The sequence below is a fragment of the Streptomyces mesophilus genome (assembly GCF_040300965.1).
In the GTDB taxonomy this organism is placed as follows: domain Bacteria; phylum Actinomycetota; class Actinomycetes; order Streptomycetales; family Streptomycetaceae; genus Streptomyces; species Streptomyces mesophilus_A.
Window position 1 is genome coordinate 1 of sequence record NZ_JBEPEW010000105.1, and the last position, 21,192, is coordinate 21,192.

General features: G+C 70.5%; 22 protein-coding genes. 13 read left to right on the plus strand and 9 right to left on the minus strand.

Annotated features, from left to right (window positions below; translation table 11 throughout):
- The coding region (locus ABT367_RS29100) for a HEAT repeat domain-containing protein (RefSeq protein ID WP_352256261.1) at positions 1-424 on the plus strand (424 nt) is incomplete at its 5' end.
- Positions 425-537: 113 nt separating this feature from the next.
- Positions 538-1,662, plus strand: coding sequence for a LacI family DNA-binding transcriptional regulator (locus tag ABT367_RS29105; RefSeq protein ID WP_352256262.1), 1,125 nt, complete (start codon positions 538-540; stop codon positions 1,660-1,662).
- A gap of 691 nt (positions 1,663-2,353) precedes the next feature.
- On the opposite strand, the gene ABT367_RS29110 is transcribed toward ABT367_RS29105, so the two are convergent.
- Positions 2,354-3,340 (minus strand): acetylxylan esterase, encoded by a 987-nt coding sequence (locus ABT367_RS29110; RefSeq protein ID WP_352256263.1) that lies wholly within the window; start codon positions 3,338-3,340, stop codon positions 2,354-2,356.
- Between ABT367_RS29110 and ABT367_RS29115 the strand changes: the two genes are divergently transcribed.
- The 6 genes from ABT367_RS29115 (at position 3,330) to ABT367_RS29140 (ending at position 9,881) form a co-directional block, all read left to right on the plus strand.
- Positions 3,330-3,587, plus strand: a complete 258-nt coding sequence (locus ABT367_RS29115) for a hypothetical protein (RefSeq protein ID WP_352256264.1) — start codon at positions 3,330-3,332, stop codon at positions 3,585-3,587. The two genes, ABT367_RS29110 and ABT367_RS29115, sit on opposite strands and share 11 nt — an antisense overlap.
- Positions 3,588-3,726: 139 nt before the next feature.
- Entirely contained in the window at positions 3,727-4,974 is a 1,248-nt protein-coding gene (locus tag ABT367_RS29120; protein WP_352256265.1) for a sugar ABC transporter substrate-binding protein, read from the plus strand.
- 86 nt (positions 4,975-5,060) lie between these two features.
- Entirely contained in the window at positions 5,061-6,035 is a 975-nt protein-coding gene (locus tag ABT367_RS29125) for a carbohydrate ABC transporter permease (RefSeq protein WP_352256266.1), read from the plus strand.
- Entirely contained in the window at positions 6,032-6,910 is an 879-nt protein-coding gene (locus ABT367_RS29130; protein ID WP_352256267.1) for a carbohydrate ABC transporter permease, read from the plus strand. Before ABT367_RS29125 ends, ABT367_RS29130 begins: the two co-directional genes overlap by 4 nt.
- Positions 6,911-6,973: 63 nt before the next feature.
- On the plus strand, positions 6,974-8,176 hold the full coding sequence (locus ABT367_RS29135; RefSeq protein ID WP_352256268.1) for a glycoside hydrolase family 1 protein: 1,203 nt from the start codon (positions 6,974-6,976) through the stop codon (positions 8,174-8,176).
- A 295-nt stretch (positions 8,177-8,471) separates the two neighbouring features.
- Positions 8,472-9,881: a glucoamylase family protein gene (locus ABT367_RS29140; RefSeq protein ID WP_352256289.1), complete on the plus strand. Its 1,410-nt coding sequence runs from the start codon at positions 8,472-8,474 to the stop codon at positions 9,879-9,881.
- 34 nt (positions 9,882-9,915) lie between these two features.
- Here the strand turns inward: ABT367_RS29140 and ABT367_RS29145 are convergent, their stop codons facing one another.
- The gene (locus ABT367_RS29145; RefSeq protein WP_352256269.1) at positions 9,916-10,593 is read right to left on the minus strand and encodes an ABC transporter ATP-binding protein; all 678 of its coding nucleotides are present in this window, start codon (positions 10,591-10,593) and stop codon (positions 9,916-9,918) included.
- Positions 10,590-11,675, minus strand: coding sequence for an ABC transporter permease (locus ABT367_RS29150; protein WP_352256270.1), 1,086 nt, complete (start codon positions 11,673-11,675; stop codon positions 10,590-10,592). The genes ABT367_RS29145 and ABT367_RS29150 overlap by 4 nt, the downstream gene beginning before the upstream one ends.
- Before the next feature lie 199 nt (positions 11,676-11,874).
- Here ABT367_RS29150 and ABT367_RS29155 point away from each other — a divergent pair, with 199 nt between their 5' ends.
- Together ABT367_RS29155 and ABT367_RS29160 are read left to right on the plus strand one after the other, a co-directional pair.
- Positions 11,875-13,131 (plus strand): sensor histidine kinase, encoded by a 1,257-nt coding sequence (locus tag ABT367_RS29155; RefSeq protein WP_434975565.1) that lies wholly within the window; start codon positions 11,875-11,877, stop codon positions 13,129-13,131.
- Complete coding sequence (locus tag ABT367_RS29160) at positions 13,128-13,763, plus strand: response regulator transcription factor (protein ID WP_352256272.1); 636 nt, start codon at positions 13,128-13,130, stop codon at positions 13,761-13,763. The genes ABT367_RS29155 and ABT367_RS29160 overlap by 4 nt, the downstream gene beginning before the upstream one ends.
- Before the next feature lie 31 nt (positions 13,764-13,794).
- Here ABT367_RS29160 and ABT367_RS29165 read toward each other — a convergent pair whose 3' ends face one another.
- Positions 13,795-14,763, minus strand: coding sequence for a helix-turn-helix transcriptional regulator (locus tag ABT367_RS29165; RefSeq protein ID WP_352256273.1), 969 nt, complete (start codon positions 14,761-14,763; stop codon positions 13,795-13,797).
- 98 nt (positions 14,764-14,861) lie between these two features.
- On the opposite strand from ABT367_RS29165, the gene ABT367_RS29170 reads away from it, so the two are divergent.
- The gene (locus ABT367_RS29170) at positions 14,862-15,257 is read left to right on the plus strand and encodes a RidA family protein (RefSeq protein WP_352256290.1); all 396 of its coding nucleotides are present in this window, start codon (positions 14,862-14,864) and stop codon (positions 15,255-15,257) included.
- A 44-nt stretch (positions 15,258-15,301) separates the two neighbouring features.
- On the opposite strand, the gene ABT367_RS29175 is transcribed toward ABT367_RS29170, so the two are convergent.
- From ABT367_RS29175 to ABT367_RS29195, 5 genes are all read right to left on the minus strand, one after another.
- On the minus strand, positions 15,302-15,919 hold the full coding sequence (locus ABT367_RS29175) for an isochorismatase family protein (protein ID WP_352256274.1): 618 nt from the start codon (positions 15,917-15,919) through the stop codon (positions 15,302-15,304).
- A gap of 113 nt (positions 15,920-16,032) precedes the next feature.
- Positions 16,033-17,025, minus strand: a complete 993-nt coding sequence (locus ABT367_RS29180; RefSeq protein ID WP_352256275.1) for a GlxA family transcriptional regulator — start codon at positions 17,023-17,025, stop codon at positions 16,033-16,035.
- A 117-nt stretch (positions 17,026-17,142) separates the two neighbouring features.
- Positions 17,143-17,922 (minus strand): DUF4389 domain-containing protein, encoded by a 780-nt coding sequence (locus tag ABT367_RS29185; protein WP_352256276.1) that lies wholly within the window; start codon positions 17,920-17,922, stop codon positions 17,143-17,145.
- 199 nt (positions 17,923-18,121) lie between these two features.
- The gene (locus ABT367_RS29190) at positions 18,122-18,742 is read right to left on the minus strand and encodes an L-threonylcarbamoyladenylate synthase (RefSeq protein ID WP_352256277.1); all 621 of its coding nucleotides are present in this window, start codon (positions 18,740-18,742) and stop codon (positions 18,122-18,124) included.
- Between the two features lie 36 nt (positions 18,743-18,778).
- Positions 18,779-19,270 (minus strand): FBP domain-containing protein, encoded by a 492-nt coding sequence (locus ABT367_RS29195; RefSeq protein WP_352256278.1) that lies wholly within the window; start codon positions 19,268-19,270, stop codon positions 18,779-18,781.
- 98 nt (positions 19,271-19,368) lie between these two features.
- Here ABT367_RS29195 and ABT367_RS29200 point away from each other — a divergent pair, with 98 nt between their 5' ends.
- Together ABT367_RS29200 and ABT367_RS29205 are read left to right on the plus strand one after the other, a co-directional pair.
- Positions 19,369-19,986, plus strand: coding sequence for a TetR/AcrR family transcriptional regulator (locus ABT367_RS29200; protein ID WP_352256279.1), 618 nt, complete (start codon positions 19,369-19,371; stop codon positions 19,984-19,986).
- A 7-nt stretch (positions 19,987-19,993) separates the two neighbouring features.
- Positions 19,994-21,175 carry an SGNH/GDSL hydrolase family protein gene (locus tag ABT367_RS29205; RefSeq protein ID WP_352256280.1) on the plus strand — a complete coding sequence of 394 codons (1,182 nt, stop codon included), beginning with the start codon at positions 19,994-19,996 and terminating at the stop codon, positions 21,173-21,175.
- Positions 21,176-21,192 lie beyond the last annotated feature (17 nt).

Below are 21,192 nucleotides of genomic sequence, written 5' to 3' on the forward strand. Positions count from 1 at the left end.
CGTTCAGTGCCTCGCCGCGCTGACCGGCGAGGATGCCGCCACCGAGCTGCGCCGCGCCCTCACGGACGCCGACCCGGCGGTGCGCGGACATGCCGCCCTCGCCCTCGGGACGCTCGGCGAGGCCCAAGCGGTCCCGGTGCTCGTCGACATGATCGTGCAGGGATCTCGCGACACCGATGCCGCCGACACCCTGAGCACGCTGGCATCCGACGCCGCCTCGGCCGAGCAGCTCGCGGGCCTGCTCGTCGAACGCCTCGGCCACGAGACCACCCCGGCGCCCGCGCGCGGACGGCTCACCCAGGCCTTGGCGGGCATCCCCGGGACGACGGCCGACGGCGCCCTCGCGGAGCTGTGCGACGACAAGGACCGTGCCGTGGCACTGACGGCCGCGTATCTGGTGCGGCTGCGTGCGTCGTCAGCGTGACTTCCGGCGGTGACACGGTGAGCGCCGGCCGAGGTGCCGGGGGCCCCGATCCCGCCTTGCCCGCCTGCCACGGGCCCGCCTAAGATGAATGCGCTTTCATTCACGTACCGCCCATGCGACCGACTCGGGGGACCGATTCAGTGAGCACAACCCCCACGGTGTACGACGTCGCCGAGCGTTCCGGTGTCTCCATCGCCACCGTGTCCCGGGTGTACCGCAACCCCGACTCGGTCCGCGCCCAGACCCGCGAGCGCGTGCTCGCGGTCGCCCGTGATCTCGGCTACGTGCCCAGCGGCAATGCGCGCGGGCTCGCCAGCCGTTCCACCGGCGTCCTCGGACTCTGCTTCCCCGACTACTCCGACCCGGACGCCGAGTCCGAAGCCGAAGCCGGTCATGGCGACGAGGCCGACGACGAGGCCGCCATGCTCTATTCGGACCAGATCATCCGCGGCATGGAACGGGCCGCTCGCCGCCATGGGTACGCCCTGCTGATCGCGGCCTCCTTGAAGGGCGGGCCGGAGAGCCTCGTGGCGAAGGTCGCGGGCCGGGTCGACGGGTTCGCGGTGCTCGCCCGCACCGTACCGACGGAGGACCTCGAGGTCATCTCGCGCCGCCAGCCGGTCGTGATGCTGGCCGGACCGCGGGAGTCGAACCAGCTGGACCACCTCGACCACATCGAGGTCGCCAACTCCGACGGCCAGCGGGAACTCACCCGGCACCTGATCGAGGACCACGGCCTGCGGCGGCTCGCATACGTCGGGTTCGCCGAGGAGTCACCGGACGTCGAGGCGCGGTTCCGGGGGTACGTCGAGGCCTGCCGGGCCGCGGGGATCGCGGTGGGCGCCGAACCGGATCTGCGGGTGCCGATGATGACGCAGGCGGAGGGCGCACGGGCGGCCGACACCCTTCTCGACCGGCCCGGGGACCGGCCCGAAGCGCTCCTTTTCGCCAATGACCAGATGGCCGTGGGCGCGCTGCACACGCTGGAGCGGCGGGGCCTGCGGGTACCGCAGGACGTGGCCGTGACCGGGTTCGACGGAATCACCCTGAGCCGCTTGGTACGTCCGGCGCTCACGACGGTGCGGCAGCCGATGCGGCGGATGGGCGAGGAGGCGGTGGAGCTCCTGGTCCGCCGCCTCAGCGGCGGCCGGACGCCGGAGAACGCCGGAGAGCCGGTCTCCATGACCCTGCCGGTCTCCGTGGTGCGACGGGCGAGCTGCGGGTGCAAGGCCGCTTGATCGCTGGTCGACGGTCCGGTCCCCCGCGCATCGCCGACCCGCCGGACAGCACCCCTTCAGCTCTCCGGCCGCCGCCCCTCGAGTCGCCGACTGCCCGGCCACCGTTCTCCTATCGACGACGTCCTTGCTGGCGTTCGCCCGTATCGACGACCGCTTCGCTGACGTTCGCCTCACATCGCCGAACACCCCGCGGACGCCCACATCACTGACGCCCGCATCACTGACGTCGGCCCGCATCGCCGACTGCCCCGCGAACGCCCGCACCACTGACGTCGGCCCACATCGCCGAACACCCCGCGGACGCCCACATCACTGACTCCCGCACCACTGACGTCGGCCCACATCGCCGAACACCCCGCGGACGCCCACATCACTGACTCCCGCATCACTGACGTCGGCCCACATCGCCGAACACCCCGCGGACGCCCACGTCACTGACTCCCGCACCACTGACGTCGGCCCGCATCGCCTTCCGCCCTGCCGATGTCCGCCCGCCTCGCCGACTGCCGTGAAGTCCGCCCCACTGACGCCTGCCCGCCTCACCGACTGCCCAGCCGGCATTCGCCCGCCTCACCGACCGCCCGTCGGGCGCTCCCTCGAACCGACCGCCCGTCGGCCCCTCCCTCGCCGCGCCCGCTGACCGTCCGGCGCTCCCCCGTATCGCCGCCCCAACCCTGCCCGGATCAGCCCGTCACCCCAGCACCCGCGCGAAGAACTCCGCCTTGGCCGACGCCAGTTCGGCCACGGAGCGCTCCGCGCACGGCCACTCGAAGTGCCCCGCCTCGAGCACATGCAGCTCACGCCCGGAGTCCTCGGGCAGGCCGTTGTACACGGCGAACTGCCCGGGCGGCGGCACGGCCGGATCGAACAGGGCCGGAGCCGCCAGCACGGGCTTGCGGATACGCATCGCGGCCGTCGCCGCATCGAAGTACCGCAGCACATCGACGACTTCGGGATGCTCCCGGTGGTACCGGCGCACCGCGGCACCGCTGCCGACGCAGTCCAGCGTCAGCCGCAGCGGATGGTTGCCGAACGTCGGTACGGTCAGCTGACCCGCCGCGAACCGTTCGTCCCAGGGCAGGGCCAGGGCTCCGAGCCCGCCGCCGAAGCTCTCTCCGAGGTAGCCGAGACGCGACAGGCCGGGCACGAGTTCGAGGAGCGCCGTCGCCGCGCACCAGAGATCGGCGACGCACTCCCCGATGACGTACGACTCCCGTGCGGCGATGCCGTGCAGGACATGTTCATCGGACGTGGACGGCACCCCGGGCAGCAGACCGCGCGTGCCCATCCCGCGTACGCAGGGCAGGATCGCCGCGGACCGCGGCAGCGGCAGGGGGAGGTCGCGACCGGGTTCGTCCCTGCCGCCGTAACCGTGGCCGATGACGAATCCGTGCTCCACCGGGCCGGCCGTGGGCAGCGCGAGCCAGCCACCGAGGCGTACACCTCCGACGGAGGTGTACGAGACCTCGTGGACCCGTACACCGTCGCGCTCCTCGACGACGCGTCCGACCTCTGGTTCGGGCCGAACGCGAAGCGCACGGGCATGGCGCTCGCGCCAGAACTCGTCGAAGTCCGCCGGCGCCGCGGGGACCGGTATGCCGAGCAGGTCGTCGAGCGTGCTGCCGTAGGACGGGTCGAAGGGGAAGTCGTGCGTGAAGGCGAGAGGGGTGCGGGTCACGCGCTCGACCCTAGCCACCACACTCGCCGCCGCGGATGCCCGGCTCGTCACCCCGGACGCCCAGCCCGGCACCGCGGATGCCCAGCTCGCCACCCCGCACGCCCAGCCCGGCACCACGGGTACCCCGCTCGTCACCCCGGACGCCCAGCCCGGCACCGCGAATGCCCCGCTCGTCACCCCGGACGCCCAGCCCACCGCGGCACCGGCGGTTCGCCTGGAGCGGCACCCGCCAGGTAGTTTCGTTTAGCAAACAACTAGCAGCATCGCCCTCCCGTTACGGGAGTGTGACCAAGACCCCTCTTGTCACATCCCGAGTGGTTGCCACAGAGTTATGTATGCGCTTACAGACAGCGCATACATCGGAAACGCTCGAAGAGGAGCCGTCCATGAACCGCGCCGCCACCACAGCTGCCGTGGCCGTCACGTTGGCCTCTGCGCTGACCCTCACCGCCTGCGGCGGATCGAGCGGTTCGCAAGCCTCGGCGGACTCGAAGCAGACGCTGAGCGTGTGGGCGATGGGCACCGAGGGCGAGAAGCTCGCCGATGTCGCGAAGGTCTACGAGAAGGCCAACCCGAACATCACGGTGAAGGTGACCCCGATCGGCTGGGACGTCGCCCACCAGAAGCTGGTCGCCGCCGCCGCGGCCGGCAAGCTGCCCGACGTGATGCAGATGGGCGGCAGCTACATGACCGAGTTCGCGGACATGGGCGCCCTCGAGCCCGTCGACACCAAGACCTTCCAGAAGAAGGACTTCTTCCCGGCCGGCTGGCAGCAGGGCGAGTATGAGGGCGAGACGTACGGCGTTCCGTGGTACGTCGACACCCGAGTCCTCTTCTACCGCACCGACCTGGCGGAGAAGGCCGGCGTCGACAAGGCGCCGGCCACGATGGCCGAGCTGCAGCAGGCCGCCGAGAAGTACCAGAAGAAGGCCGGCACCAAGTGGGGCCTGTCGATCCAGCCCGGCGGGCTCGACACCGTGCAGAGCTTCTACCAGTTCCTGTACTCCGCCGGCGGCGAGATCGTCAGCAAGGACGGCAAGGCCGTCGCCAACAGCCCCGCGGCCGTCAAGGCGCTGGAGAACTACGGCAGTTACTTCGAGAAGGGCCTGAGCGAGAAGTCCGTGCGTCCCGGCTACGACGTGACGAAGGACTTCAACAACGGCTCCGTGCCGATGTTCTTCGGCGGCCCCTGGATCATGGGCCTGATCGACGAGAACTACCCGGACCTGAAGGGCAAGTGGGCCGTCGCGAACGTGCCCGCCGACGAGACCTCCGCCTCCATGGCGGGCGGCTCGGCGCTGACGATCTCCGCGGACAGCGAGCACAAGGCCGCCGCCGAGGAGTTCATCAAGTACCTCACGGACGCCAAGGGCCAGGCCGACTGGTACAAGCGCACCAAGGACCTGCCGGCCAACGTGAACGCCTGGGAGACGGGCGAGCTCGCCACGGATCCGAACATGCAGATCTGGAAGACCCAGATGGAGTCGGCCAAGGTCTCCCCGGCCCAGCCCAAGTGGACCGAGATCACCTCGAAGATCGACAGCGCGATCGAGAAGGTCGTCCAGGGCAAGGCCTCGGCCCAGAGCGCACTCGACGCCGCCCAGGGCGAGATCGAGGGCCTCGTAGCGAAGTAGGCGCAGCAGGCGGACCACCGCCGCGCGACGTCACACTCCACCCCGGCACATGCGGGACCGCAGGCCGGAAGCCCGAAGGACGGACCATGTCCACCACGACACCCACCCCCGCACGGTCCGGGGCCGTCAAGGCCCCGGGCGGCGCGCCCGACGGCCCCGGCGGGCGGCGCAGAAAACGCTCGATGGGGAAGCAGAATCTGGCCGGCTGGCTGTTCTCCACCCCGTTCCTGGTGCTGTTCGGCGTCTTCATGCTCTTCCCGATCGTGGCGACGCTCCTGATGAGCTTCACCGACTTCGGGCAGCGTCATGTCCGACGTCCGCTGGAGGCCGAGTTCGTCGGCTTCGACAACTACGTGAAGCTCTTCGGCGACGAGCAGTTCCTCAGGGCCCTGTTCAACACGGCCTACTTCGTCGTCGTCGGAGTCCCGCTGACCATCGGTCTCGGACTGCTCGTCGCGATCCTGCTCAACAACGGCATCGACCGGGCCCGTACGTTCTTCCGCGTCGGCTTCTACGCCCCCGTGGTCACGACGATCGTCGCCGTGGCGATCGTGTGGCGCTTCGTGCTCGACCCCGCCGACGGCCTGATCGCCGGCCTCGGCGCTGAACTCGGCTTCACCGCACCGGACTTCCTCGGCTCCGAGACCTGGGCCATGCCGTCCCTGATCGCGATGGCCGTATGGCGCAACCTGGGCACCGTGATGGTGCTGATGATCGCCGGTCTGCAGGCCATCCCGGCGGAGGTCCGCGAAGCGGCCCGCCTGGACGGGACGAACGCCTGGCAGGAACTGCGCCGGATCACGGTGCCGTTGCTGCGCCCGACGCTCCTGTACACCACGGTCATCACCACGATCGGCTATCTCAACGTCTTCGAGGAGCCCTTCGTGATGACCCAGGGCGGCCCTTCGGACGCCACGCTGACCGTGTCGCTCGACATGTACAAGCAGGGCTTCAGCTTCTTCAACATGGGCTACGCGAGCGCCATGGCGTATGTCCTCTTCGTGGTGATCATGGCCATCACGGTGCTGCAGCTGCGACTGATGAAGGACAACACGAAATGAGCGCCGCACCCGCCGCACCCACGGCCGCCCCGAAGCGCCGCCGTGGTCAGCGCCGCATGAGCAAGCCGGCCCTGTACGTGGTCGCCTCGCTCGGTCTGCTCGTGATGGCCACGCCCTTCCTCTGGATGGCGCTGAGCGCCTTCAAGACGAAGAAGGACCTCACGGCCAGCCCGCCGGTGTGGCTGCCGTCCGAGTGGACGCTGCAGAACTTCCGGGATCTGCTCGACCAGTTGGACATGCCGCAGTACTTCCTGAACTCGGTGATCGTCGCGGTCCTGGTCACCGTATGCAATCTTCTGTTCTGCTCGATGCTCGGCTATGCGCTCGCAAAGCTGAACTTCACCGGCCGCTCCAAGGTCTTCGGGATCGTGCTCGCCGCGCTGATGGTGCCGGCCAACCTGATGGTGCTGCCGCTGTTCGTGCTCATCAACCAGCTGAACCTGCTCGACACTTACGCGGGACTCGTTCTGCCCTTCGCGGCGGCGGCCTTCGGTGTCTTCCTGATGCGGCAGTTCATGCAGGCGATCCCGGACGAGCTGCTCGAAGCGGCGCGGATGGACGGCGCCGGTGAGTGGTACATCTTCTGGCGGATCGTCATTCCGCTGGTCAAGCCGGCCCTCGCCACGCTGACGATCTTCACGTTCCTCGGGTCGTGGAACAACTTCATCTGGCCGCTGATCGCGACCAACGACCCCGAGAAGTACACCCTCCCGGTGGCCCTCGCGACCTTCGCCAACGATCCCAACCGCACGGTCGGCGGCGCCAACGGCATGCTCATGGCCGGTTCGCTGCTCGTCGTCCTGCCCGTGCTCGTCGTCTTCGCCGTCCTCCAGCGGCACTTCACCCAGGGCATCGCCACCGCCGGCCTCAAGTAGCGCCCGGTCCCTTCCCCCTCGTACCTCCTCGTACGCGTCGTACGCAGAAAGACAGGCACCACCATGACGCCCACCCCTGCCCGCACGCCCTTCCCCGACGGCTTCCTGTGGGGCGCCTCCACCGCCGCCCACCAGATCGAGGGCAACAACGTCAACAGCGACTGGTGGCGCAAGGAGCACGACCCGGCCGCGAAGATCGCCGAGCCCAGCCTGGACGCCTGCGACAGCTACCACCGCTGGGAGCAGGACATGGACCTGCTGGCCGAACTCGGCTTCACCGACTACCGGTTCAGCGTCGAGTGGGCGCGGATCGAGCCCGTGCGCGGCCACTTCTCCAAGGCCGAGATCGCGCACTACCGCCGGATGGTGGAGGGTGCTCTGGCCCGTGGTCTGCGGCCCATGGTGACGCTGCACCACTTCACGATCCCGCAGTGGTTCGAGGACCTCGGCGGCTTCACCGCAGACGGCGCGGTGGAGCTCTTCGCGCGGTACGTCGAGGAGTGCGCGCCCATCATCGCCGAGGGCGTACGGCATGTGTGCACCATCAACGAGCCGAACATGATCGCCGTGATGGCCGGTCTCGCCAAGCGCGGCGAGCAGGGCTTCCCGCCGGCGGGGCTGCCCTTCCCCGACGAGGAGACCACGCACGCGGTCATCGCCGCGCACCACGCGGCCGTGAAGGCCGTGCGCTCCATCAACCCCGGGATCCAGGTGGGCTGGACCATCGCCAACCAGGTCTACCAGGCCCTCCCCGGCGCCGAGGAGGTCACGGCCGCCTACCGTGCCCCGCGCGAGGACGTCTTCATCGAGGCGGCGCGCGGCGACGACTGGATCGGCGTGCAGTCCTACACCCGTACGAAGATCGGCGCCGACGGTCCGGTGCCCGCGCCGGACGACGCGGAGCGGACGCTGACGAGCTGGGAGTACTACCCCGAGGCGGTCGGGCACGCGATCCGGCACACCGCCGAACTCATCGGCCCCGGCACCCCGTTGATCGTCACCGAGAACGGCATCGCCACCGGTGACGAGCAGCGCCGCATCGACTACTACGCCGGTGCGCTCGACGCCGTGGCCGGCTGCCTCGTCGACGGCATCGACGTACGCGGGTACCTCGCCTGGAGCGCGCTCGACAACTACGAGTGGGGCACGTACAAGGCGACCTTCGGGCTGATCGGCTGGGACAAGGACACCTTCGAGCGCACCCCCAAGCCGGCCGCCCACTGGCTCGGCGGTCTGGGTCGCGAGCAGGGGCTGCCTCGCCTCTGATCCCGACGGTCCGCGGCTGCCACGCCCCTCGCCCGGGCGTCCGCCGCACCACGACCCGCCCCGGAGCGACGCCCCTAGGCCGCTCCGGGGCGTACGGGGCCGGGAGCACACACCCCGCCGTCCCGGTCCCGAGGGCCTGCGCAACCTGACCCCGCAGGCCCGCACACGGGCGGGGGCCGACGCCCGCGATGGGCGCCGGCCCCCGCCCGCTGCCCGCATGAGCACAAGCACGCGCACGAGCACCAGCACCAGCACCACGAACTGCCCTTCCATATCCGCCCTTTCGGAGGACTTCATGGATCGTCGTACGTTCCTCATGGCCACCGGCGCCGGCGGCGCCGCCCTCACGCTCGGCCCGGCCCACGCGGCCACCGCCTCCCCGGCCCGCTCCGACGCGGCCCTGTTGCGCACCTGGTTCCGCTCAACGCACCGCTCGATCGAGGCGATGACCACGGACTTCGGCCTCGTCACGGACAAGATCGACGTCAGCGGGGCCGGTGCCCCCGTACCGTCGGTGCAGACCTCTCCGACGAACATCGGCTGCGGGCTCTGGGCGACGGCCGCAGCGGGCGGGCTCGGGGTGATCGGCCAGGAGGAGATGGAGCGCCGACTCACCCGCACGGTCACCGCGGTGGAGAAGCTGGAGCGGGCGCACGGCTTCTGGTTCAACTGGTACGACGCGCACGACGGTTCACTCCTGACGACCTGGCCGGAGAACGGTGAGACGGTCCGCCCGTTCCTCTCCTCGGTCGACAACGCCTGGCTCGTGACGGGCCTGCGCATCGCCGCCGACGCCGCCCCCTCGCTGCGTCCCCGCGTCGCGCGGCTGCTCGCCGACGCCGACTGGTCGTACTACTACACGCCGTACGACCCCGCCGACCCGGTGGCCGGACCCGGCCAGCTGCGCGGCGGCTACTGGCCGGACAAGCCGGGCAAGGGCGAACCGACAGGCCACCACTACGGCGCCCTCAACACCGAACCCAGGATGGCCAGTTACCTCGGCATCGCCGACGGCTGCATCCCGTCCGAGCACTACTGGCATGTGTTCCGCACGCTGCTGCCCGGCATGGGGCAGGAGCAGGAGCCTGCGGGTTCGTACGTCACGATCGACGGCGTCCGTGTGTGGGAGGGGCATTACACCTACCGGGGCCGCAAGCTGGTGCCCACCTGGGGCGGGTCGATGTTCGAGGCCCTGATGGTGCCGCTGTTCGTGCCGGAGGCGCAGTGGTCGCCGCGCTCGTGGGGCCTGACCCACACCCGGTTCGTCCGCAGCCAGATCGAGCACGGCATGGACGAGGCCGAGTACGGCTACTGGGGCTTCTCCCCCGCCAACATCCCCCAGGGCGGCTACCGCGAGTACGGCGTCGACGCGATCGGCATGCAGGAGGAGGGCTACAACTCCCTCGGCGTCGTGACGCCGCACGCCTCCTTCCTCGCGCTCCCGTACGCGCGAGGCGAGGCGATCGCCAACCTCAGGGCGCTCGACCGGGACTTCGGGGCCTACGACCACACGTACGGCTTCCGTGACTCGGTCGATGTCACGACCGGCCGGGTCAGCGACTTCGTCCTCGCCCTGGACCAGGGCATGGTCGCCGCTGCCCTCGCCCAGGAACTCCGGACCGGTCTGCTGCAACGCCCCTTCCGTACCGGCGGGTTCGCCTCGCGGGTGCGCCCCTTGCTCGAGAAGGAGCGCTTCTCCATCTGACGGCTTCGGCGCACCGCAACGAAAGGCTGGGGACTCATCGGCAGGGCACGCGCAGGCGCCCGTCGTGCACTTCCGCGATCTGGTCCACCGCCGCGAGATGCGTCGGGTCGTGGGTGACCAGGACGGTGGCGGTGGCCTGCCGGTGGGTCAGCTCGGTGATCAGGTCGATGACCGCGGCGCCGCGTGCGTGATCGAGGGCGCTGGTGGGCTCGTCGACCAGGAGCACGGTCGGGTCGTTCATCAGGGCGCGGGCGATGTTGACGCGTTGGCGCTGGCCTCCGGAGAGCTGGTGGGGGCGGCGGCGCGCCTGGTCGGCAAGGCCGACCGCGTCGAGGAGTTCGAGGGCGCGGGTGCGTGCCTTGGCCGGACTGCGGCCGTCGATCCGGGCCATGACCTGGAGTTGTTCGGCGGCGGTGAGGGACGGCAGCAGGTTCGGCTGCTGGAAGACGATGCCGATCCTGTGGCGCCGCAGCTCGGTGAGTTCGGCCCGCTTCATGCCCGTCGTGGACGTCCCGTCGATGGTGACCGTGCCCTGGTCGGGGGTGATCAGGGTGGCCGCGACGGCGAGCAGGCTGGACTTGCCCGAACCGGACGGGCCGACCACGGCGGTGAGGCTGCCGGCCGGCACGTGCAGGGTGACCTGGTCGAGCGCGGTCAGGCGGGATGCGCCGTCGGGATACGTGAGGGTGATGTCGGTCAGTTCGAGGCTCATCGGGCGCTCCCCAGGGCGGTCAGCGGGTCCACGGCGGTGATGCGCCGGACGGACAGGGCGGCGCCGAGGGCGCCGAGCAGGATCATCACGGCGCCGGGGGCCAGGACCGTCGTCGGCGTGAGCACGAACGGCACCTCCCCCGCGGCGGCCACGGCGCCGAAGGCCACCGCGAGGCCCGTGCCGATCAGGGTGCCGCCGGTGAGCAGCACGAAGGCCTGCCCGAGTGCGTCCTTGAGGAGATGCGCGGTGGAGGCACCGAGCGCTTTGAGTACGGCGATGTCGGCGCTGCGCTGAATGGTCCAGACGGTGAAGAAGGCGCCGATGACCAACGCCGAGATGGCGAACAGGAATCCGCGCATCAGCTGGAGCGAGCCGTTCTCTGAGGTGTACGAGCCGATCGCGGACAGCGAGGCGTCCTTGGAGACCGTCTCGGTGCCGGCGGTGCGGTCGGCGGCCGCGAGGTCGGCTCCTTCGTGGGTGTCCAGCGCGATCACCGTGGCGCCGGTTCCTTCGCCGTCGGCGGCCGGTGCGGTGTGCTGCCAGATGTCGAGGCTGATCCAGATCACCGGGGTGTGGCTGAAGGAGGCGTCGCCTCGTACGGCGGCGGCCGTCAGCTCCTGTCCGGCGAGCGTGAAGGTGTCGCCGGGCTCGAGGCCGAGTTCATCGGCGGCCGTGGTGGACAGTACGGCCGAGCGTGCGTCGATCCGGCTGCCGTCGGGGGCCAGCGTCGAGCCGGGCCGTACCCCGAAGGCGGAGACGCCCGTGCTCTTCTGGCCTGCGGTGGCTTTGGTGGTGGTGATGCCCAGCGGGTCCGCGGCGGTGACGCCGGGGACCTTCGCCCACTGCTGCCACTGGTCGGCGGTGACCCTGGAGTTCGCGTACGACAGGTCCTGTCCTGCGCCGGTGGCCTGGAAGGCGATCCGGTCGACGGGCAGCCCGGTGATCGCGGAGATGTTCTGCCGTCCCAGACCGGCGGTCAGGCCGGACAACAGCCCGACGAGCAGCGTGATGAGCACGATCACCCCGCCCATCAGGGCGAACCGCCCCTTGGCGAACTTCAGATCTCTCCAGGCGACGAACACGGACTTGCCTGCCTCCTTAGGCGATGGGCCCGGTCCGGACTCGACGGTCGGCTGAACGGCGGGCTCGGTCAGGGACTCGACGGTCGGCTGAGCGGCCGACTCGGTGGTGACTCCACCCTCGTCGCCGCCCGCTGCGGGGACATCTGCCGGGCGAGGTCAGTTCACGGACCGAAAGGCGCCACGCGAGTTGTAACTTTCGATGGAGGCCCGTCGCCGCCCGCCTCCTTACGCTGGGAGGACTGTGAACGCCGCCGACCTCCCCCTCACCCCCACCAGCCGGACCCTGACCTGGTGTCTGCACCTGCTCGTGGTCGCCCTGCTGGCCCTGGCCGCCGTACGGGCCGTGACCGACGGCCGGCCGCATGCCGCAGTGATCGTCGCCGTGACGGTCGTGTGCGCCCTGGTCTACGCGGCCGGCCCGCTGCTGCCATCCGTTCAGCGCTCCCGGCGGGCTGCCGTGTGGTGGCTGGCCTGTGTGTGCGCGATCTGGCTGGCGCTGCTTGCCCTGACTCCTGACGGGATCTGGGTGGCCTTTCCGCTGTACTTCCTCCAGCTGCACCTGCTGCCACGGCGTGCGGGCCTCGCCGCAGTGGTCGTCACCGCGCTGGCGTCGATCGCCGCGTTCGCCGCCCATCAGGACGCGTTCAGCGCAGCCATGGCGATCGGACCCGCCCTCGGGGCGGCCGTGGCGGTCGCCGTGGTGTGGGGCTACCAGGCCCTGTACCGCGAGTCCGACCAACGCCGCCAGTTGATCGAGGAGCTCACCGCGACCCGCGCCGACCTCGCCACCGCGCAGCACACCGCGGGCGTGCTCGCCGAACGCGAGCGGCTGGCCCGCGAGATCCACGACACCTTGGCGCAGGGCCTGTCCAGCATCCAACTCCTGCTGCGCGCCGCCGAACGCGCCCTCCCCCAGGCACCCGACAACGCGGCCCGCTACGTCGACCAGGCACGGCAGGCTGCCGTGGACAACCTCGCCGAGGCCCGCCGCTTCGTCGCCGCCCTCGCCCCGCCCTCCCTCGACGGCAGCACGCTCGCCGGTGCGCTGGAGCGGCTCTGCACCGCGCCCCACGGCGGGGTCACCGCACGCTTCCATCTCCTCGGCACACCGGTACCGCTGCCGACTGCGCACGAGGTGGCCCTGCTGCGGATCGCCCAGTCCGCCCTGGCCAACACCGTGCGCCATGCCGAGGCCACCACAGCCGACCTCACGCTCAGCTATCTCGACGGCCAGGTCGCTCTCGAGGCCGTCGACGACGGCAGCGGCTTCGACCCCGGCCAACTCCCCTTGCCCGACCCCGAGTTCGGCGGTTACGGACTGTCCGCCATGCGGGCCCGTACCCGCGCACTGGGCGGCACTTTCACCCTCACCTCCGCTCCGGGCCGGGGCACCACCCTCACCGCCCGGCTGCCCCTCACCCCGCCCGCCCGGACCGAGCCGGAGGTCCGCCCATGACCGACACCCCCATCCGCCTGCTCCTCGCCGACGACCACCCCGTCGTACGGGCAGGGCTGCGCGCGGTCCTCGAAACCGAACCGGGACTCGCGGTGGTGGCCGAAGCGGCCACCGCCGAGGACGCGGTCGTCCGCGCGGCCGCAGGCGATATCGATGTCGTCCTGATGGACCTGCAGTTCGGCAGGGGAATGGGAGGCGCGGAGGCCACCGCCCTGATCACCGCGCGCCCGGACGCCCCGCGCGTCCTGGTCGTCACCACATACGACTCCGACGCCGACACCCTGCCCGCCATCGAGGCCGGTGCGACCGGCTACCTCCTCAAGGACGCGCCTCCGGAGGATCTGGCCGCCGCGGTACGTACGGCTGCCGCGGGCCGCACCATCCTGGCCCCCGCGGTCGCCGACCGTCTGATGCACCGGCTCCGCACCCCTGCCGTCGCCCTGACCCGGCGCGAGACGGAAGTCCTCACCCTGGTCGCGGAAGGCCTGTCCAACCTGGCGATCGGCCGCCGGCTCCACCTCACCGAGGGCACGGTCAAGTCCCATCTGGCCCGCGTCTACGCCAAGCTCGACGTCGATTCCCGTACGTCCGCCGTGGCGACCGCGGCGGAATTGGGGCTCATCCGGCGCTAGAGCCTGATCCACAAGACAGGCCCTGGACCCGTCAGGGCGCGTAACGGCTCGCGAGCTCGGCGGCGCGTTCCTGCAGACGGTCGCGCAGCCACTGCGGGCTCAGCGCTTCCGCCTGTGTGCCGAGCTGCCACAGCGCCCACTGCGCGTGCCTCGCGTCCTGGAAGGACACGTCGAGGCGCAACCAGCCGTCCGCGCCGCCCTCTTCGCCGAGGACGGCGACGGCGGTGCCGACCAGTTCCTCGCGTCGCGCCGGATCCACCCGTACCCGCACGGTGACCTGGTCGCCGCCGGCGCGGAACCGCGTGCTGCGTTCCTGCCAGGCCCGGTCGAGATCGACCCGGTCCGGTCGCGATGCGGGTTCGTCGACTCCTTCGGCCGCCAGGATCCGGGACAGCCGGTACGTGCGGTCCTCGCCGGATCGCGCGGCCAGCAGGTAGCCGCGGTCTCGGATGGTCACCAGGCCGATCGGGTCCACGGTGCGCCACACGGGCTCCTGGTCGGCGGCCTCGTACCGGATGCGCAGCCGGTGTCCGGAGAGCACGGCGCGCAGGACCTCGGCCGCCACGGCGTCCGGCACCTCGTCGTCGACCCGCCGGCGGGAGAGCAGGTCGGTCTCGGGGTCGATGAGGAGGCGTTCGGCCACGCCGGATGCCGTGTCCCGATAGCTCGCGGGCAGCGCGTCGACCACCTTGAGCATCGCCGAGGCGAGCGCGGAGCCGAGCCCGAAGGCCTGGGCGCCGCGCCGCGATCCGGCGACAAGGAGCGCGAGTGCTTCGTCTGGGTTGAGTCCGGTGAGCTCCGTACGGAATCCGGGCAGCAACGCGAATCCGCCGTGCCGGCCGCGTTCCGCGTAGACGGGGACGCCGGCCGCGGACAGCGCCTCCATGTCGCGCAGCACGGTGCGCGTGGAGACCTCCAGCTCCTCGGCCAGCGCGGCCGCGGACATGCGTCCTTGCTGCCGCAGCAGCAGCACCAGGGACACCAAGCGGTCGGCACGCATGCCGGAACCCTAATCAAATACATGACAGGGGATGTCATGAATGGTTGGCAGGCTCGGCACCGCACGAGGAGGAGAACTCGATGGGAGCTGATGTGGGCGTGGAGCGAACGGCGGTCAACCCGTGGGCGTGGTCCGGGGAGTTGGGGTACAACCAGGGCGAACTCGTCATCGGGCACACCCGGACCCTGTACTGCTCGGGACAGACCGCGATGAGCAAGGACGGCAAGCCCGAGCACGCCGGTGACATGGCGGCGCAGCTGGCGCTGAGCCTCGACAATCTGGAGGCGGTGCTCGGGGAGGCCGGTATGACGCTGGCCCACTTGGTCCGGCTCAATGTGTACACCACCGACGTCGACCGGCTCTTCGAGCACTACGGCGTGCTGGCGGCACGGTTGGGGGCGGCCCAGGTGGCGCCCGCCACCACGATGCTCGGGGTCACGCGGCTGGCGATCCCCGACCTGCTGGTGGAGCTGGAAGGGACCGCGGTGGCCTGATCCCGGTGAACGGTGGGGCGGGTCCGCCCCACCGTTCGTACGGCTCAGGCCTGCAGCGCGTCCACCGTCGGCGCCACGGTGCCGAACAGGTCGGTGATCGTGGTCAGCGCGGCCGACTGGAGCGCGGCGGCCGGCACGACGGAGCCGTCGGGGGCGGTGAGGTTGCGGGTGGCGGTGGCCTCCGCGACGACCGTGGGGCTGTAGCCGAGGTTGAAGGCGCCCTGGGTCGTGTAGTTGACGCACATGTGGGTCATGAACCCGGCGATGATCAGGTTCTTGCCGCTGCCCGGGGCGGCGTTCAGGCCGGTGAGCACTTCACCGAGGTTCGTCTCGTGGAAGGAGTTCGGGAAGCCCTTCACCACGACGGCCTCGCCCTCGGCCGGGGCGACCTCGTCGCTGATGGCACCGATCTCGGCGCGGATGTCGTACGGGGTGCCTTCGCCGCCGTCGTTGAGGACGTGGACGACGGGAGCGCCGGCGGCCCGGGCACGCTCGAGCAGCCGGGCGCCGGCCGCGAGGGCCTCTTCGGCGCCTTCGAGCGCCATGACGCCGGTGCGGTAGGTGTTCTGGAAGTCGATCATCACGACGATGGAATCGGCGAGCTTCGGCAGCTCGTTGCCGAGTCCGACGACCTCGCGCAGGGACTTGGAGGGCTGAGTCATGGGGTTCCTTTCATGAAGGTGTCGCAGGGCGAAGCCGTACGCCAAGGGGTGGGCAGGGCGAAGCCGTCCGCCGTGCCGCCGGGGTGGGTGCAGGTCGTAGGAGCGCGGGGCGCTCAGGGGGAACTGGTGCGAAAACGGCGCCGGTATCCGGCCGGTGTGGTGGCCAGTTGCCGTTTGAACGCGCGGTGCAGGGTTTCCGCGGAGCCGAGCCCGGCCGCCGCGGCGATGCGGTCGAGCGCGTCGTCGGTCGTCTCGAGGAGACGGCGCGCTGTCTCGACCCGGGCGGCCTCGACATAGGTGGCCGGGCTCTGTCCGGTCTCCTGTTTGAAGACCCGGGCGAAGTGCCGCTCGCTGAGGCACATACGGTCGGCGAGCACCTCCGCGGACAGGTCCTGATCGAGGTGGTCGGCGATCCACACCCGCAGCTCGTCGATATCGCGCCGGGCCGCGGCCGGACGGCTCAGGGGTACGGAGAACTGGCTCTGTCCCCCTTGGCGCTTGAGGTACATCACGAGCTGGCGCGCCACGGCGAGGGCGATGTCCTCGCCGAGATCCTCCGCCACAAGGGCCAGGGAGAGGTCGAGGCAGGCGCTGATCCCGGCGCCCGTCCACAGCCTTCCGCGGTCGGTACGGACGAAGATCGGGTCCGGGTCGACCGTGACTGCGGGGTGGTCGGCGGCCAGCTGGGCGGCTGTCGTCCAGTGGGTCGTGGCCGTCTTGCCGTCCAGAAGCCCCGCGGCCGCGAGCAGATGCGCCCCCACGCACACGGAGGCGACGCGCCGCGAGTGCGGCGCGGTCTTCTCGATCCAGGCCACGATGTCTGGGTCGATACGGGCCACAGGCCCCTCGTCGGTGTAGTCGACCGCACCCGGTACGAGCAGGGTGTCGACCTGTCCGTCCACCTCGTCGAAGCCGAGATCGGCGATGACCCGTACGCCTGCCGAGGTGGTCACCTCTCCCGCCGCGGGTCCGGCGAGCCGGACCTCGTAACCGGCACGGCCCTCGCTCACGCGATTCGCGAGCGAGAAGACCTCGGCCGGTCCCGTGACGTCGAGGAGGTCGACATCCGGGAAGACCGCGATGACGACTCGGTGCTTGAGGGGCATGTCCCCCATCCTCGCCCGCGGTCCCGATGGCGGCAATGACGACTGCCTGTCACATTCGGACATGGCCGTCGGCAGGTACCCACGTCGCCGCCCGAAGACGGCGTAGCCCAGCTCCTGTCAGGGAGAGCTCGACGTGGTCGATTCATCTCCGTCGTAGGTCACCAGGGTGTTCTGCGTGACGTGGCCGGCCAGGCCCAGGATCAGGAAGAGCACGAGCAGGACCTTGGCGCCGGTGTCCAGAAGCAGCGGCCGGGTCACCGACCGCGCTTCCTCCTGCGGGGCCGGGGTGTCACCGAACAGGTGCTTGGGGTACGCGGGCGTGAGCAGGGAGAAGTAGGCGGAGGTGCGCAGCTGGTAGCGGGCCATGGCCGCGGTGGCCTTGAAGACAGGTGCGGGCAGCCGGCCCAGGATGATGCCGAGCAGCCAGAGGATCCAGCCGATCGCCGCCCAGCCGTATTGGAGAAGCGCGATGACGATGGCCGCGGGGATCCCCAGGATCAGCCGGAACAGCACGGCGAGCCGGTTCAGCTCGGTGGGGCGCACCTCGATCTGCACGGGGTAGTCGGGGGCCGCGAACGAGAACGGCGGATAGCGGTCCACCAACAGCAGGGCGCTCGCGCCGACCCGGGTCCGGTAGGCCAGGACCGAGGCCAGGAAGGAGTAGATCGAGTCGGGCAGCCGCCCCAGGACCAGGGCCGCGAACCAGCCGGCGATGGTGACGAAGAACGCCGCGAAGGACAGCAGCGCGGCCACGATGAACTGCGGCAGCAACAGCAGCCATCGCAGCAGTACCGTCCAGCGACGCTGCCGTCCGTCCGCGTGCAGGTCGAAGACGGGCAGCCACTCGCCTTCGTATGCGGGTTCCATGGGCGTTCGCGGGTCCCAGCCTGCTGCCATGACGCGCTCCAGGTGTTCCGGCCGGCGGTCTGACTGCCATCGTGTGGCGGAACGGCGCACCGCGCACGGCCAGACGTCCGATTGGCCAGATCACGTCACCCGCATCTCCGGCGGTCACGCCCGGTCGGGCGTGGGGAGTACCTCCGCCGCCCCGCCGACGTGACAGCCGGGGCGGCGTGCGCCCGCCGGGCACCGGCTCCTACTCGAAGCGGGAGGTGTCGCCGGCCCCGCGCCGTACGATCTCGACGTCGCCGTCGGAGAAGTCGATCACCGTGGTGGGCTCGGTGCCGCAGTCGCCCGAGTCCAGGACGGCGTCGACGACATGGTCGAGGCGTTCCTTGATCTCCCAGCCCTGGGTGAGGGGTTCACCCTCGCCGGGCAGCAGCAGCGTGCTCGACAGGAGCGGTTCACCGAGCTCCTGGAGGAGGGCCTGGGTGACGACATGGTCGGGGATGCGTACACCGACGGTCTTCTTCTTCGGGTGCATCAGCTGCCGCGGCACCTCCTTGCTGGCGGGCAGGATGAAGGTGTAGCTGCCGGGCGTGGCCGCCTTGATGGCGCGGAACACGTCGTTGTCGATGTGCACGAACTGGCCCAGCTGCGCGAAGTCCTGGCAGACGAGCGTGAAGTGGTGCCGGTCGTCGAGCTGGCGGATGGTGCGGATCCGGGCGATGCCGTCGCGGTTGCCGAGCTGGCAGCCCAGCGCGTAGCAGGAGTCGGTCGGATACGCGATGAGCGCGCCCCCGCGGATGCTGTCGGCCACCGTGGAGATGGTGCGACGCTGCGGGTTGTCCGGGTGGACGTCGAAGTACGTTGCCATCCGGCGAGTTTAAGGCGCGTCACCACCCCCGCCGGGTCAGTGGGTGACCTTCGCCAGGAAGGCTTCGAGATTGGCGACCGTACGGGCGATCTTCTCCTCGACGGTGAGGCTCTCGGGCACCTTCATCATGCCTTCCACCTGCTTGATGCCGCGGACGTAGAGCGAGCAGTCGAGGTCGGTGCACAGATAGACGCCCACCGAGTTCCCCTGCTTGCCTGCCGGGCCCGCCAAGGGGGCGACCATCAGGGTCACCCCGCCTTCCTTGGTGGTCATACAGATCCGGCACATACTGCGGCGCGCCTGCCCCGCCACGTGCGGGGCTCCGCGCAGGACCAGGCCCTGCGGACGACCGTCGACCTCGGCGACGAGGTAGGCACGGTCCGGCGCCTGCGGGTCGCGCCAGCCGAGGTAGTCGAGGTCGTCCCAGGGGCGTTCTGCCAGGTCACGCGGCAGGTTCAGGCGCTTCGCCTCGCCCTTGGAACAGTTCACGAACGCGGCTCGGATCTCTTTTTCGGTCAGCGGCTTCATACTGGCGATCGTAATTTGCCTAAAACCCTTAGGCAAATACATAATGGGTGAGGTATACGGCACGGCGACACGGCAGGACCACACCAGGAGGCCGACGGATGGCACGTGCAGGGCTGACACCGCAGCGGCTGACGCAGGCCGGCGCGGAGCTCGCCGACGAGGTCGGCTTCGAGCAGGTGACCGTGTCGGCGCTGGCACGGCACTTCGATGTGAAGGTCGCGAGCCTGTACTCGCACGTGAAGAACTCGCACGACCTCAAGACCCGTATCGCCCTCCTCGCGCTCGAGGAGATGGCCGACCGCGCGGCGGAGGCACTCGCCGGACGCTCGGGCAAGGACGCCCTTGCCGCCTTCGCCGACGTCTACCGGGATTACGCGCGCCAGCATCCGGGCCGCTATGCGGCCGCCCAGCTGCGCCTCAGCCCCGAGACGGCAGCCGCGAGCGCCGGCGTGCGGCATTCCCAGATGACCCGGGCGATCCTGCGCGGATACGACCTGCCGGAATCCGAACAGACCCATGCCGTACGGCTCCTGGGCGGCACCTTCCACGGCTATGTGAGCCTCGAACTCAGCGGCGGTTTCAGCCACAGCGCACCGGACTCGTCGGTGACATGGGCGCGGATCGTGGACGCCCTCGACGCCCTGCTGCGCAACTGGCCGGACGAGCCCGCACATGAAGGCCGGGGCGAACCCGAACGTGCCGACCGAAAGGCCTGAACGCACCATGAACGACTGGATCACCACGCCGCTGACCACGGCCGTCGTGCGCGGGGCGCTGGAACTCGAGCCCACCGCACAGGGCGTCCTGCCGCACCGGCTGCCCGCCCGCGCCCGTGCGCAATACGCCGACGGGCAGCTCGCGATGGCCGAGTCACAGCCCTCGGGCGTACGGATCGCGCTGCGCACCCGCGCCACCGCGCTGGAGCTGGACACCGTGCCCACCAAGCGGGTGTACGTGGGTGCCCCGCCGCGCCCCGACGGGGTCTACGACCTGCTCGTCGACGGTGAACTCGCCGGGCAGGCAAGCGTCGACGGCGGCAACGTCCTGACCATCGACATGGCGAGCGGATCGGTCGAGCACACCGCGGGCGCCCCTGGCACGCTGCGTTTCGCCGGGCTGCCCGACCGCGACAAGCTCGTCGAGCTGTGGCTTCCGCACAACGAGACCACGGAGCTGGTCGCGCTGCGCACCGACGCTCCCGTTCAGCCGCTCCCGGACGGGGACCGCAAGGTCTGGCTGCACCACGGCAGTTCGATCAGTCACGGCTCGGATGCGGCGAGCCCGAGCACGACCTGGCCGGCGGTGGCCGCCAGGCTCGCAGGCGTGGACCTGGTCAATCTCGGGTTCGGCGGCAGCGCGCTGCTCGACCCGTTCACCGCGCGGGCGATGCGGGACACCCCCGCGGACCTGATCAGCGTCAAGATCGGCATCAACCTCGTCAATCTGGACCTGATGCGGATGCGGGCGTTCGGCCCGGCCGTGCACGGCTTCCTCGACACGATCCGCGAAGGCCACCCGACGGCGCCGCTTCTGGTCATCTCCCCGATCTACTGCGCGATCCACGAGGAGACACCGGGACCCGGCGCCTTCGACCTCGAAGCGCTGGCGACGGGGCAACTGTCCTTCACGGCCACCGGCGATCCGGCGGAAGTCGCCGCCGGAAAGCTCACCTTGAAGGTCATCCGCGACGAGCTCGCCCGGATCGTGGCCCAGCGCGCGGCGGACGATCCGCATCTGCACCACCTCGACGGCCTCGACCTGTACGGCGAGTCCGACTTCGCGGAGCTGCCCCTGCCCGACCGACTGCACCCCGACGCGGCCACTCACCTCCGTATCGGAGAACGCTTCGCGAAGCACGCTTTCAGCGGGGCCTTCGCCGGGTTCGGTTCGGGGACTTCACGCTGACGGCACCAGCCTCGACT